This is a genomic window from Methylophaga sp. UBA3613 (assembly GCF_002375415.1).
GTDB lineage: Bacteria > Pseudomonadota > Gammaproteobacteria > Nitrosococcales > Methylophagaceae > Methylophaga.
Window position 1 is genome coordinate 13193 of record NZ_DFLS01000011.1, and the last position, 14579, is coordinate 27771.

Annotated in this window: 9 protein-coding genes; 5 read left to right on the forward strand and 4 right to left on the reverse strand. The window is 40.7% G+C overall.

Features of this window, described 5'->3' with window-relative positions; all coding sequences use genetic code 11:
- The first annotated feature begins 26 nt into the window (after positions 1–26).
- Positions 27–2366, forward strand: coding sequence for a heavy metal translocating P-type ATPase (locus tag B3S93_RS13405; RefSeq protein WP_292398640.1), 2340 nt, complete (start codon positions 27–29; stop codon positions 2364–2366).
- A gap of 740 nt (positions 2367–3106) precedes the next feature.
- On the opposite strand, the gene B3S93_RS13410 is transcribed toward B3S93_RS13405, so the two are convergent.
- The 4 genes from B3S93_RS13410 to B3S93_RS13425 all read right to left on the reverse strand — a co-directional run bounded on the left by B3S93_RS13410 (position 3107) and on the right by B3S93_RS13425 (position 6858).
- Complete coding sequence (locus B3S93_RS13410) at positions 3107–4117, reverse strand: hypothetical protein (protein ID WP_292398643.1); 1011 nt, start codon at positions 4115–4117, stop codon at positions 3107–3109.
- A 245-nt stretch (positions 4118–4362) separates the two neighbouring features.
- The gene (locus B3S93_RS13415; protein WP_292398646.1) at positions 4363–4923 is read right to left on the reverse strand and encodes an HAD family hydrolase; all 561 of its coding nucleotides are present in this window, start codon (positions 4921–4923) and stop codon (positions 4363–4365) included.
- Positions 4924–5009: 86 nt separating this feature from the next.
- Positions 5010–5234 (reverse strand): hypothetical protein, encoded by a 225-nt coding sequence (locus B3S93_RS13420; RefSeq protein ID WP_292398649.1) that lies wholly within the window; start codon positions 5232–5234, stop codon positions 5010–5012.
- Between the two features lie 79 nt (positions 5235–5313).
- Entirely contained in the window at positions 5314–6858 is a 1545-nt protein-coding gene (locus B3S93_RS13425; protein WP_292398651.1) for a DNA cytosine methyltransferase, read from the reverse strand.
- A gap of 184 nt (positions 6859–7042) precedes the next feature.
- Between B3S93_RS13425 and B3S93_RS13430 the strand changes: the two genes are divergently transcribed.
- Genes B3S93_RS13430 through B3S93_RS13445 form a run of 4 tightly spaced genes read left to right on the forward strand, consistent with a single transcriptional unit; the run spans position 7043 to position 14561 of the window.
- The gene (locus B3S93_RS13430) at positions 7043–8566 is read left to right on the forward strand and encodes an ATP-binding protein (RefSeq protein ID WP_292398654.1); all 1524 of its coding nucleotides are present in this window, start codon (positions 7043–7045) and stop codon (positions 8564–8566) included.
- Entirely contained in the window at positions 8567–11683 is a 3117-nt protein-coding gene (locus B3S93_RS13435; RefSeq protein ID WP_292398657.1) for a Z1 domain-containing protein, read from the forward strand.
- A complete protein-coding gene (locus B3S93_RS13440) occupies positions 11683–12648 on the forward strand; it encodes a PD-(D/E)XK motif protein (RefSeq protein ID WP_292398661.1) in 966 nt (321 codons plus the stop codon). Before B3S93_RS13435 ends, B3S93_RS13440 begins: the two co-directional genes overlap by 1 nt.
- A complete protein-coding gene (locus B3S93_RS13445) occupies positions 12648–14561 on the forward strand; it encodes an AIPR family protein (protein ID WP_292398664.1) in 1914 nt (637 codons plus the stop codon). The genes B3S93_RS13440 and B3S93_RS13445 overlap by 1 nt, the downstream gene beginning before the upstream one ends.
- Positions 14562–14579 lie beyond the last annotated feature (18 nt).

A 14579-nucleotide genomic window follows, 5' to 3' on the forward strand; every position in this document is an offset into this window, starting at 1 on the left:
AAATTCTCGAAAAGGATACAATGACTATGTCTGAATACCAGCATGCTCATCATCAAGACCATCCGGTACATGACGTTCATACTGTAAAAGATCCGGTTTGTGGCATGACCGTGGTGCCTGACACGGCAAAGCACCAAAGCCAGTATGACTCTCAAAGCTGGTTTTTCTGCTCGTCACACTGCAAGTCCAAGTTTGACCAAAATCCGCAGCAATATCTCAATGACCAGCAACAGCCAGAACAGCCGGCAACACCGGGCACGATGTATACCTGTCCCATGCATCCAGAAATCCGGCAGCAGGGGCCGGGGGATTGCCCTATTTGTGGTATGGCCCTTGAACCTGAGCAAGTCAATTTGAATGATGGACCATCTGAAGAGCTCACGGATATGACTCGCCGGTTCTGGATCGGCCTAGTTCTGGCGTTACCAGTGCTGGTGCTTGAAATGGGCGGACATCTGACCGGACTAGATCATATTGTAGCGCCGCAGTTATCTAACTGGATTCAGCTGATACTGGCAACGCCTGTAGTTCTCTGGTGTGGCTGGCCATTTTTTGTCAGAGGCTGGAAATCCGTCATTAGTCGCAATCTGAATATGTTTACTTTGATTGCCATTGGTACGGGCGTAGCGCTGATCTACAGTCTGGTGGCAACCCTGATGCCGCAGATTTTTCCAGATGCCTTTCGTCAGGCGGATGGTTCTGTTGCTGTATATTTCGAGGCAGCTGCAGTCATCGTTGTTTTGGTACTGTTGGGACAGGTACTGGAATTGAGAGCGCGAGAGAAGACTTCAGGTGCTATTAAGGCTTTACTTGATCTCGCGCCAGCGACCGCTAGAAAGCTGAACGATGACGGGACTGATTCTGATGTGTCGTTGGATAAGGTTAAAGTAGGTGACCGGCTTCGGGTTCGCCCGGGAGACAAGGTGCCGCTGGATGGCGAGGTGCTTGAGGGCAAATCTAATGTAGATGAATCCATGGTGACCGGTGAGCCGTTGGCGGTCACGAAGACAACTGGCGATCAAGTGATCGGTGGCAGTATTAATCAGCAAGGCAGCTTTGTAATGCGAGCCGACAAGGTCGGCCGAGATACGATGCTCTCCCAAATAGTACAGATGGTGGCTAACGCCCAGCGCAGCCGTGCACCAATCCAGGGATTAGCAGACAAGGTGGCGGGATGGTTTGTACCGGTCGTCATCGTCATAGCAGTTATCGCTTTTATCGCTTGGTCATTTTTGGGTCCAGTACCACCTATGGCTTTTGGGCTGATTGCAGCTGTTAGCGTGTTAATTATTGCCTGTCCCTGTGCGTTAGGTCTGGCAACCCCTATGTCCATCATGGTTGGTGTCGGTCGGGGTGCTCAAAGCGGTGTTCTCATTCGGGATGCAGAAGCTTTGGAGCGCATGGAAAAAGTGGATACGGTGGTGGTAGATAAAACCGGCACACTGACTGAAGGAAAGCCTCAGGTCACCAAGCTTGTTACAGCGAATGGACTAAGCGAAGAAGACCTGATGCGTTTTGCGGGTGGTATTGAAAAAGGCAGTGAACATCCGTTAGCCCACGCTATTTTAGAAAAAGCCAAGGCAATGGACCTCAAGTTGCCCGATGCTGAAGACTTCGATTCTCCTAACGGTAAAGGGGTCACAGGTTCGATTGATGGCAAGCGGGTGTTATTAGGTAATCGTCTGCTTATGGAAGCAGAAGCAGTTGATATTACAGACTTTGAAAATGAAGCTGAGGCGCTTCGCAGGGATGGGGCTACAGTGATTTTTGCTGCTGTGGATGGCACCGTTGCTGGCTTACTTGCTATTGCTGATCCGGTTAAAGAAACTTCCAAAGCGGCTATTTTGGCACTTCAAAAAGAGGGTATCCGCGTGGTCATGCTGACCGGTGATAATCGTACCTCGGCTGAAGCAGTTGCCCACAAGCTGAATATTGATGAAGTAGAAGCGGAAGTCCTGCCGGAAGACAAGGGCAAGATTATTCAGCGCCTTAAAGATGAAGGCCGGATTGTGGTAATGGCAGGCGACGGGGTCAATGATGCACCTGCCCTGGCAACGGCAGATGTAGGTATTGCCATGGGAACCGGCACAGACGTAGCTATTGAAAGTGCCGGTATTACGTTGTTGCGAGGTGACCTGATGGGTATTGTCGAAGCACGCCGGTTGTCATTAGCGACCATGAGAAATATTAGACAAAACCTGTTTTTTGCTTTCATTTACAACATTGCCGGGGTGCCGATTGCCGCTGGTGTTCTGTATCCATTTTTCGGCATACTGCTTTCCCCAATCTTTGCAGCCGCAGCCATGTCACTTTCATCTGTGAGCGTAATCATGAATGCACTTAGGTTGCGGCTTGTTAAATTATAAGGAATAGTTCAGATTAGTTTTATGACCAGCGATTGCTCGAAACTTAAATTAAGTGCTTAAGGTCTAGTTTGAACATAAACATATAAAAGAAATATCGAATCCTGAAGCATTTTTCCTTATCGAGCGTCTATCAAATGTTCGGTCTCGGCTTCTTGGTCCAAAGGTTCTACAAACGTTGAGGCGCGCTGTTTCCGATGGCGTACTATCGGAAAAGGATATAGTTGAGATTGTTGATCTTTATCGGCAAATGGTTAAGCGAAAAGTTATCCAAGATGATAATAATTCTGGACTCTCAATGCTGGAAGAAGCGTGGCCTACCGCCCAACGAAGCCAACCAGCCGAAGCGAAAAGGTCGCGCGGCTGATGGCAAACGTTAGCTATATATCGTAAGGACATGAATACATCTATATTCGATTCAATTTAATAACAATCACTTAACCAGCGTTGTTGTATCAGAAACCCCCGGCACCGTTGATGCAGGTGCTTTCACTTATCAAAGCTGCAGATTTAACTGGTCGGTAATTAAAGTCGGATCTCTATACCAGTTCTCAGATGGAGCTGAGCCTGCATCGGATTGTGAATCACAAGTAATTCTACAAAACTTTATTACTGGTGAGTATTCTGTACGATTTACCGTAGAATAAATTTTTTTAAACTGATCTTACTAAAATTAATTCACTGTGTAACGTAGATATACATTGCACAGTGAATTATTTATAAGATATTGTCTTTTCGGCTATTTATTTAGTGAAGTTGGGTACGTATAGCTCTCTGGTGGCGTTTATAGAATCATCCAACCTATTCTCGTAACCACTAAACCAAGACTGTTTTCGTATATCCTCCGCGTTCAGAATTTGACCCTCTGTAATACTTTTTGATCCAAACTTCTCTGCTGCATCCATAGCTTCATATAACAACATTATAAGAGGACTATCTGACATAAAATCCTCTGGTATCTCTCCGTTTTTGATTGACGCACTTTCATATGCTTTTTGAACGCCCGCGCGCTGGTGCGCATATTCAAAAGAGGTCCCTTTTTCCTCATTGCCTACAGCATCTAAAAATTCTATCCCAGCTTTGAACTTAGACGCCATATTCCCAACAAAAGGGTCGGAAAACTGATCCTTTTCGCTCGTCGGACCGCTGTAAAGTCCCATGGCAAGCCCCTGTTGTTGATTCATTTTATTACGAGCTATGGCCTGCTCATCTTTTGTGAACATTTCGCCTTGATTACTTGCAACAGCATAGAGTGCTCGCCTATCAAGCTCACCCAGTAACGAATTTCTGCTTTCTGCGGGTGCGTTATTTGGCGGATATGACTTTCCAATCGACTCCAGGCGCTCATAATTATTATCCATACTAGCGCGTGCATCTATCGCAACCTGGCTAAAATCTTTTCCAGCAGAAAATGTATCACGACCAGGCTCTTTGACACCTAATGCAATATTAGCAGCTGTAAATCCGTCATAGGTCGGCATAAACTGTTCGTAATAGCTAGGGGATTGACCGCCCCTGGACGCCTCTAGTGCTTTCCTGCCAGCATCTGAAATAGTAACGTCGTTATTACTATTTTCAGGACCAGCACTGTCCTTGATAGGTTTCTCTTCGACTCCAGATCCCGTTTTTTCCAAACTAGCGTATTTATTTTGCACTCCAAGTGGCTGGCTGCTTATGGTAGATATCACAACAATGCCTCCACTAAATACATATACGTGATTTGAACGAACCTTTGCATCAAGGTATGCACCCATTTTTTAAGCGTGGCGGACAATGGCCGCTTCTGCGTGCTTTGAAAGCCAAAGTTGGTTGACATCTCACTGATAACCATTCGAGTACACCCCTTGTTGACTTGCCGATTGCGATAGGTGACTGATGTCCATCCTTGTTCCTCCTTCAAAAGACTCTTCTAGTTATCGGAAGCTCCCGGAAGAACTTTAGTGAATCAATCGTCCAAATGATCCGGCAGTATGCAAGTGGCATTTCGATCAATTGAATTTTATGACTGAAAAATCTGCATTGATAATGCTTGTCCTTTAATCCGTCTAAGCCAGAACGATTTCATGCCAAAATTGGCAGGCCCTATAAAGTCGCATCTTTTACTGTCTCCCACAAATAGGATCTTACTAGGTTTCACATTGAGCGATTTGCAAACAGACTGATATATTGCCGGTGCTGGCTTAACTTCTCCTACTTCAAAACTGAATACGTAGGCGTCCATGTCAGGCAGCATTGTTCTAACCACTGGCCCATACTCGGCAGCGAGATTTGAGCACACTGCTATTTTTTTATTGCAGCTTCTTAATTGTTGGATAACGTCTTCAACATCATTAAAGAGCTGCAATCCGGATATTTCATTTTCAAGTTCTTTACGCATCACTGGAATTAAATGATCTAGACCATGCTGTCTGGCAAAAATATCGATACTTTGATTGCTGATGAGAAGCGGTAATTTTTCACCGGTTGCGGTTATAAGGTGCCTGTAAGGATTAACGCGCCTTCCCGCAAAGTGAATCAACGTGCCAAAAGCATCAAAGCAAACCGCATCAATAGCATCCATGTCTATCCATTTCGATGTAGTAGTGAAACATGTTTTAACTGCGACTTAATTCAGTCAAGAAATATCAGGACTTACCATTCGGATTATTATTTTTTCAAACCTGTGGCACCACCAGATATAAATTTAGCTCTGGGCCTTCTGCGGCGAAGTAGTTGGTCTTCCAGCTTTTTAATCATTTTATCAATTTCATAAACATTATCACCTGGTGTTCTTTTTGACCTCAAATTGGCAATCTGATTTTGAATTTGAGATTTTGACAGTTTTTTAAACTTATTCTTGGGTTTTTTGTTATATGAACTTCTGTTTGGCATTGAGTTAATCACCATTCTTAAACAATAACCCAAGTATACCTTTTAGATAAAACACCCAAATTAATCTTCATGCATTATTTTAAAACAGTTTTGAGACAATTTTCGCGATTTGTATAGCTAAATATGGGGGGACTGCGTTCCCAACTTGAACATATTGCTCAGTTCTGTTTCCAACAAAAAAGTAGTTGTCAGGAAATGTTTGTAATCTGGCTGCTTCGCGGACTGTTAGAGAACGACTTTGGCTTGGATCATAATGGATGTAATAGTGTCCATCCTTAGCAATGTGGCTCATGATGGTTTTTGATGGTTTATCAGCAATCTGAACCCTGAACCTGTCAGAAAAATTGCCGGAACTCCAATTTTTATGTTTCGGTGCAAGTGATTCAGGAAACTTTGTTGCGTTTGGGGTAACAGATTCACAACGACCATATGCGGAACAAAATAGATACCTAATAAGATCATCTCTGATATGGGTGCGAGTATCGTGATTACAAACTAACTTCTTGTAGGAAGGATCTTGGTACCAAGCAAGTAGCTTTTTTGGCTCCTTATTACTTATTGATTTTTGAGCCCAGTTTTGCCCCCTTGATAAAGGCTTTCCAGTCATTTTTTGTAATGATTTCTTTATCTCTTCTGCAATTAAAAATTGCTTCGTATTTTCAAGTTCTTCCAAGACAGGTTTGATGCTTTGATTAATCGCACGTATCCATGTTTCATTAGTATCTTCTTCTCTGGATAATCCACTCCTGACACGAGGCAAATCACAAATCACATCTCTCACACTCACTATTTTGTCCGGAGACTTTTTAAGAATTTCCGGCTTTAATTCAATCAGATAATCTTTACGTACACCCAGAAGAATAACCCTGTGTCTGGCCTGAGGTATCCCATAATCCTCTGATTTAATAAGAAAGTCGGAAGGTTCAGGTTCACCACTTACTTCTTTTGATAAAGAGAAAATCTCATACTCTATATCTGAATCATTGGACTCGATACGGGAAGTTGGTTTTTTCAGATCCTTAAGGATATCGTCAATTATTTTTTCCCCATTGATTTTTGCTGAGAGCATGCCCTTGACATTTTCCATAACGAAAACTGTAGGTTGAAATTTTGATATTACTTTTAAATACTCCAGGTAAAGAAAGCTTCTGTGATCGGACTCAGCTGAGTAGAGAGAATTTCCCTTGTTCCTTGAACGACCAACCATTGAATATGCTTGACAAGGAGGTCCGCCAATTAAAACCCAGGGTTGACTATCTTGGCCAAGCGCTTTGCTGATTAATGTATGAATTTCGTCATTATCTTTGCCCAGAGTCAGGCATTTTGCCTCATCAGTTGCATACTTAGCATATTTCTTTAGCTCAGGGATATTGAACAGTTGCTCGAATGGATCATTACCCAATTTGCCGTGAAGAAAATCGTAATATTCAGGCGGAACACTAGTTGGAGGAAATTGCCTGTAAAATGCTCTCAATGTTAGTGTTTTGTAAGCACTTTTTTCCTTTTCGATGGATAGGGCAATTTTGAAAAAAGGGTCTCCTTTATTATCCCTGAGCGATGAGAAGCCCTCACCTAAACCTCCGGGTCCAGCGAATAGATCGATTATTTTTATTGGGGTATCCATTGAAGAGTACTCGATTAAATTGATGACAGGATACCAGGTTAAAAACAAATTTGAACATCTATTCCCCGGCAAGCCTGAAATTCTTCTAGTACCCAGCAATTTTTATTGATAACCTCAGATGCCATCATCTGCTACTAAAAAATGAGTCTCAGCATAATTTGCCTGACTCGCATGGGATAATTTAATGACTGAAATGGAAATCATTGAAGATACAGAAGATGCGGTTCCAAATCCGCAGGATCTAATCAAATCGATTGCCGAACAAGGTTACAGTCTGGAGTCAGCTTTGGCTGACTTGATTGATAATTCAATTACTGCAGGTGCAAACAAGGTTGAAATACTGGTTGATACCAATAAACAACCTTTCACTCTTTATTTAGCAGATAACGGTAATGGTATGGAAGAGAATACTCTCAAGCAGAGTATGCAATTTCCCAGTTCTTCCCCTGAAGCTAAACGCAGCGACTCAGATCTTGGGCGGTTTGGTCTTGGCCTGAAAACGGCCTCCTTTTCACAAACTCGAAGATTTACAGTTCTTTCAAGGAATAAAGGCGAAGATAAGTATCATGCCAGAACATGGGATGTTGAACTTTTAAAAAAAAGTGGATGGAAAATTCAAGTAAATTCAGAACTTCAAATACAGGAGCTCATCAGCACTTACCAACTACTTAGTGATGAATTTCTCAATGCTCATGACGATTTTATGCCAAATACAATTATTATTTGGTCCGGACTTTATAAATTTGAAAACTACCTTGAGGGTAAGGCACCGGATAAAGCTCTTCAAAAAGAACTGACCGAAGTTACTTCTGAACACTTGCAGTTGGTTTTTCACAGGTTTATGGAAGATAAATCCAAGGTATTAAAAATCAGAATAAATAATAACCAGCTAGAACCTTTTAACCCTTTTCCAGTAAATGAGCATGGGTTTAGATCTATCGAATTTAAACAACGCAGTTTTGGTGAGGGATCAATAAAAGTAGAGGGATTTGTTCTTCCATCTAGGGCAATTGATGAAGTCAGACAGGACAACACTAACTGGACGACAAAGCACAAGGGATTGATGGACATGGAAGGTATTTATATATACCGGCTGAACAGAATCATCCTATTCGGTGGTTGGAACGGTTTAATAAGAAAAGCTCCCCGTTTGCAATTAGCCAGGCTGAGAATAGACATTGGCAACTCATGTGATCATCTTCTGCATCTCAACGTGGCTAAGTCCCAGGTCATAATTCCTCATGATCTCAGAAAAGGAATAGAGGACTACATAGAAGAATTGAAGCTTCAGGCTGAGCGTGAATATTACAACCGTCGAGTAAAAATATTCCCTGAGAGAACAAAAGCAGAAACAGAAGACCTGTTCACCAAAAAAGCATCCAACAGAGGCATGTTGCTTGAGATAAATCATAAATTTCATCTCATACAATCTCTAGAGAAAGAAATGCCACACGACCAGCTCTCGAAATTTAGATCGCTGTTAAGAATGATAAACAGCACTATTAATACAATCAGGAAATCTCATGATCGAGAAAAGTTTTCTGGGGTTATTGAGGATGACGGTCTATCAGATAAAGACATTTTGATAATGATAAAGGACTTCAAAAAAAATGGATTCGATAGCAACTTCATTAAAGAACAGATTTTGCCTATGCTCGGATTTGAATTGGATACATTACCCGTTGATATCATGGAGGAACTGAATTAAATGACAAACAGTGAAGTAATTAAACAAATCAAAATGTTTCTTGAGTCTTGGTTTGAGGCTCAAAAAAATGAAGTTGGTCATGTTCATAAAGATTTTTTTGACACGGATGTTTTAAAGTCTAAAGCACGATTTGCACTAAAAAAATTAGAAGAAATTATGGTGCTACAGCCCCTCACGGAAGAAAAGTTTGATCACTTATTCGACATAGCTAAAAGAGAGTGCAAACACGAGAACCAAAGGGGAATGACTACCCCAAGTGTTTCACTGACTGGAGATGGGGAATATAAAATCTGGCTTGATGACGAAAGAATAAGAAAAACTGGTTGGAATGTGGATGGAGCTAAGACATACAGGACAAGATATCTAGAATATTTAAGAAGGATTGGCAGAACAAGAGATCTCATCAAAGAAACAGAGAGGTCCAGTCTTGAAATACTCAAAAAAATGGGGGATCCAAAGTCACAGGATCCATTCTATGTCAGAGGACTGGTTGTTGGCAGTGTTCAGTCAGGAAAGACATCGAATTTCAATGCCGTAATCAATAGTGCTGTAGATGTTGGCTACGACCTGATTATAGTTCTCTCAGGGATTATGGAAGATCTTAGGGTTCAAACCCAAAAGCGGATTGAAAAGGAAGTGGAGGGGAAATTCGAAAATGGAGCTTTCATTGGTGTTGGAGCATGTGCGTCATTTGGCCAGCAGGGTGATTATCCTCATGTTCATCAAATTGTTGTTCCCACATCAAGAGAGACAGACTTTAAGAAGACTATCAAAGAAGCAGATTTTTCACTCAATAGTAGAAACATTCTTATATGCAAAAAAAATACGGATGTATTAAAAAATTTGCTTTTATGGCTTCAGAGTTACTTGCACAAGAACAAAGATAAAATATCAATTCCATTGCTTGTTATTGATGATGAGGCCGACAATGCTTCACTCAACAACCTTGGCGCGAAAGGTCGCGAATATTCATCGACTATTAATGGACACATAAGGGCTTTGTTAGGTCTATTCGATAAAAAAACATATTTAGGATATACAGCAACACCTTTTGGAAATGTTTTACAGGATCGAAATGAAGCTACAGATGCTAAATGGGTTCTGAAAGACAAAGGAGAAGAACACCCATTCAGCCAGGTTGATAGCCTCTTCCCGAATGAATTCATTGAGCTTTTGTTTCCTCCGCCAAATTATATTGGAGCCAAACATTTTTTTGAGACACGACTAGATGACGTAAAAAAAATTGAACCGTTAGTGGCTGCCCCTATAAAAGACCATGAAGATGCATTTCCTTCCAGAGTGACAAAAGATGGAATAAATCTGACAACAGAAACAGGTAAAGATACCCGTGCCACAACTAAGTATGATCAATTCCCGGAGTATCTACCTGAGTCTCTCAAAGAAGCGATAATGTGTTTTGTCTTATCGACTGCAATTAGGGTGAGTAGAAAAAGTTTAATGACTGGTTCGAAGCTGTACCAGCCGCATAACACCATGCTTATTCATATATCCAGATTTACTACCTGGCAATCTAAGACAAAAAAGCTTGTGGAAACATATGTCGATGAGTTGAAGGAAAGACTGGACAATGATCAGCCAAACTCAAAAAATTCAATATATGGCCTTTTCGAAAAGTGTTGGTACAAACATTACGCTTATGTTGTGGAAAATATCAGGTCATATCTTCCTGATGATTATGAAGATCCCTTTTTGGAACCAAAGACTTTTTCTGATGTAAAGCCATTGCTGATTAAAGTTGTTTCTGACATTCAGACCAAGGCAGTTAACAGTAGTGATAAAGATCAACTCATCTATCCTGATGAATCAGATAAAGACTTTAATGAGAAGGTATATATTGCAATCGGTGGTAATAGACTCTCAAGGGGGTTCACACTCGAGGGGCTAACAGTTAATTACTTTGTCAGAAACACCAACTTTGCAGACACTCTTTTACAGATGGGGCGATGGTTCGGCTACAGACCCGGTTATATCGATTGTTGCAAGCTCTTCTCTAACAAAGAAAGCTTGGAGAAGTTTGATCAGACTACCGCCACGATTGAAGACCTGGAGCAAAGATTTATTGAGATGAATCTAGATCCATCAAACACACCAAGCAAATTCGCTCTGAGAGTTTTGAAACATCCAGGCGCACTAAAAATTACAAGACCATCAATATTAAAAAATTCAAAAGAGGTTCGTTGGTCTTACTCAGATCACCTTAAGCAGTCCACTAAGTTTGTAATAGAAAAAAGTCGTATTGAGACAGCATGGGAGGGCTTTAAGACTCTGGTCAAAAAGCACAGCGATTCTTTTAGACCCATTTACAGTGAAAAGGGGAAATTAGAGTTTCTGGAATATAGACCAGATGGTGTTAAGGAGTTATATGATTTTTTAGATCTACCAAACGCATTTACAGATGAAAACTACTTCGAAGAGTTGAAAGTCTATATCAAACTTTGTAATCAAAAAAATAAACTGAGAAACTGGTCAATAGCAATAAGGGCATCTGGTGATGCCAGAGAGTTGGATTTAAATGAACTTGGAATAGAACACACCATTACTAGAGTGCGTCGTGAAGGGCCAAGTGAGAAATCGCCCAGATGGCGTGAGAGTTTGATTAACGATCATATATTCGCCGCAGGTGGGAATAGTGCCAATATCGTCACGGGTGGTAGAGATTTCCAGTTAAGGCTATCAAAAGAGCAGATTAACAAGGCTACTCAAGCTTTCAAGGATAATTGGGCCAAAGAATATAGACTGAAAAACCCTGGTTTGAGTGAAACTGAAATAGCTTCAAAGAAAGACAAGTTGAACGTACCAGAAAAAGCGTACCGCCGTATGATGTCTGATGATGAGGGGGTATTAGTCATTTATCTAATAGATTTAGCTCTTGTATTTGAAAATGACCAGAAGCCAATAGTCGAGTTAACGGAGCTTAAACAAACCATCGATTCGGACAATATACCTCTAATAGGTTACGCAGTAGGTATACCAGTAATTGGGGATGACATTGGCGGAACATATCTTCAGAGTATTCACCATGAGGAACCGGAAATAGATGACCAGTTATTTGATGATGATCTTTACGATGATTATCAGGAAGTTTTGGAGCACTAATGGATAGTCTGGAACTTGAACAAAAATGGATTTCACTGAATCATGATGGCTCATCAGATTATGTATTAAGGAGGATTGATTCTAGCTGTATTCCCGAACTTAGCATTGCTATTAGTTCTGGGCTTGATAGGTCGCTGATCCTCGAGTTGCCTATGGAACATATGGTTAACTTTGAAAGCATTAAACGCAGAAACTTAACATTGGAGCCCTACTCAAGCTTGAGTTGCATCGTTTTGAAGCTTACCGATCCTATTTATTATGATCTTTTCAACGATCTTGTTATCTCACTCTATCATCGTTTAAAAGATGAGTCTGACCCAATAGTTAGCTCAAGGAGCTTCGTTGAAACATTCCATAAGTGGAGTGAATTCTTTCATGACGAGAGATCTGAAAGACTCAGTAATGAGGTAGTGAAGGGATTGTTTGGTGAGCTTTTCATACTGAAAGGACTGCTCGAAAATACCGAAGCCATAGAAATCAATCACGTGCTATCTGCTTGGGTAGGGCCATATGATGAGATTCATGATTTTTCTTTTGATGAAAAAGACATTGAAGTTAAGACAAAAGACAATAAAAAACTGGATGTTAGAATCTCCAGTGAGTTCCAGCTTGAAAGTGTATTGGATAAACCACTTGAGCTTATTGTTGTTTCTCTCGAAGGAGATTATGTAAATGGAGAGGCACTCAGTGACCTCGTGAGTGAGATCAGGCAACAGGTAGCAAATAAGCTGGGTGATCCTTCAATATTGTTTGAGACATTGAAGCAAAAAAAACTTAGCCTAAAAAACATCGGTGATTACGATAACTATAGATTCAAGGTTGTCGAGAAAGATATATACAATTGTCTTATGAATGGCTTTCCGAGGTTAGTTAAGTCTGAACTGCCAGACTCGATAGTGAACATACAATACAGCCTGAATACATCGACCTTGAGTGCTTTCCTGATTTCCAGTGAAAAGTTTTAATGGAAGCAGAATTAGAAGAATATTTTTCAATCAGAAAAGGTCTCCTCGATGACTCTAAGGATGAAGAGGGATTTATCAATCAGAGAATGATCTTGGAAGAAACGCTTCCCTACATGGCTGAAGCAAAACTGATTGATTCAGAAGACTTTAATGATAGCTACATTCTCAACCAAAATGAAAAACAAAAACTCAATGCATTCAATGTCAATGAGTCTGGAGAGCGGCTCCAGTTATTTCTTATTGACGAAGACACGATAGATGAATGTACGGACGATAGTTTACTTTGTGTTTCCCAGAAAGACATCTATGAAAGTCAGTTCAAACGAGCTACGAGGTTTGTTGCAAGCGCTATAAAAGGAGATTTGAATCATCAGCTTCAGGATTCTGACCCTGTAAAAGTATTAACTTCAAAACTCTCATCCCAACAAGGTATAGAACAGTTCGATGTCATAGAAATTTTCCTGATATCGCTAACGGCAACTGTTTCCTTCAAGGGACAGACTACACAGCCCCGTAAAATCCATTTCCCTGATTCATCCACCATATTTTCCTATAAAGACTCCAGCGGTAAGAAGTGTTCTAAAGAGTTATTGTTTGTGACACGCGTCATCGATCTGAACTTCATATTCAACGCAATTGTATCCAAAGGCAACCGAGAGGCATTGGAAGTCAATTTCAGAAAAACTTTTGGATATGCTCTCGATGTGATCGTAGCCACTGAGGAGAAATACTTTCAATCTTATCTATGTGTTTTGAAAGCGGATGTGCTGGCAGACTTGTACAAAACTTACAGTACAAGACTTCTCGAAAAAAATGTTCGCTCCTTCCTTCAGTTCACTGGCGACGTCAATAAAGGAATAAAGCGGACTATCCGGGTTGAGCCTGAAAAATTTATTGCTTATAACAATGGCCTGACAATTACGGCAACTGATGCAAAAACTTCCTACAGTAAGAAACAATTTCAAATTGAGTCATTAACCGATCTTCAAATAGTAAATGGTGGGCAAACAACGGCTGCAATTTACTTCTCAAGAAAAGAAGGCCTTGATGTCAGTAAAGTAAAAGTAATGGCGAAGATTAATGTCATCAATGAATCTGAAGACTCGGAACTTGATGACTTGATTGCAAATATAAGTGAATACTCAAACTCCCAGTCTAGAGTCTCAAAAGTTGACCTCAGGGCAAGGAACCCTCAACTCATCAAGTTCAAGTCACTCAGTGAGAGCGTGATTACGCCGAGTGGAACAAAATGGTTTTTTGAGAGAGCCAAAGGTGAGTTCAACACGAAGGTTAGAATCGCAGGTAGCAACGGCAATAGAATCAAGAAAGAATTTCCGCCGAACAAAAAATTTACAAAAGAAATGCTGGCTAAATACTACTGCTCCTGGAATGAAATTCCTTATTTAGTCAAAAAGGGAGGCGAGAAGATATTCAGGCACTTTATAGAAGATATCTCTCCTGAAGAAGGAGACTTAAAATCAGTTGAAATTGACCGTGACTTCTATGAATCAACAATAGCTAAAATCATTATATTTAAAGAACTGGAAAAAAATTATGGTGTAGGCGTGAACGCAATGGGACAGCTTCGCTCCGCTGTTATTCCTTATACCCTCGCAGTTGTCTACGTGAATACTGATGGAGCAAAAAATGGAATCAGGTTTGACCTTTCAAGGATATGGAAGAGGGAAGGCCTTGAGGATGATTTAGTAGAGTATTTTCGTGAGTTAATGATATTGGTGAATGAGTTGATTAAGAAATATTCGACCAGTGAGGACTATGGTGAATATTCTAAAAAGCCTGAGTTATGGTCAAACATTAAGAACTCAATGGAAATAAAATCATTTCTCTCATCCGATAATAGCTTGAAGATATTTGAAAAATATACATACAGTCTTGCTTCTATCAACACATAAAGAGCACTGGTTTTAATT

Excerpts from the sequence above, each read along its gene's own strand:
- B3S93_RS13440 (WP_292398661.1), top strand. The coding sequence starts at position 11,683 with ATGGATAGTCTGGAACTTGAACAAAAATGGATTTCACTGAATCATGAT.
- B3S93_RS13435 (WP_292398657.1), top strand. The coding sequence starts at position 8,567 with ATGACAAACAGTGAAGTAATTAAACAAATCAAAATGTTTCTTGAGTCT.
- B3S93_RS13415 (WP_292398646.1), bottom strand. The coding sequence starts at position 4,923 with ATGGATGCTATTGATGCGGTTTGCTTTGATGCTTTTGGCACGTTGATT.
- B3S93_RS13410 (WP_292398643.1), bottom strand. The coding sequence starts at position 4,117 with ATGGGTGCATACCTTGATGCAAAGGTTCGTTCAAATCACGTATATGTA.
- B3S93_RS13430 (WP_292398654.1), top strand. The coding sequence starts at position 7,043 with ATGACTGAAATGGAAATCATTGAAGATACAGAAGATGCGGTTCCAAAT.
- B3S93_RS13405 (WP_292398640.1), top strand. The coding sequence starts at position 27 with ATGTCTGAATACCAGCATGCTCATCATCAAGACCATCCGGTACATGAC.
- B3S93_RS13420 (WP_292398649.1), bottom strand. The coding sequence starts at position 5,234 with ATGCCAAACAGAAGTTCATATAACAAAAAACCCAAGAATAAGTTTAAA.
- B3S93_RS13425 (WP_292398651.1), bottom strand. The coding sequence starts at position 6,858 with ATGGATACCCCAATAAAAATAATCGATCTATTCGCTGGACCCGGAGGT.
- B3S93_RS13445 (WP_292398664.1), top strand. The coding sequence starts at position 12,648 with ATGGAAGCAGAATTAGAAGAATATTTTTCAATCAGAAAAGGTCTCCTC.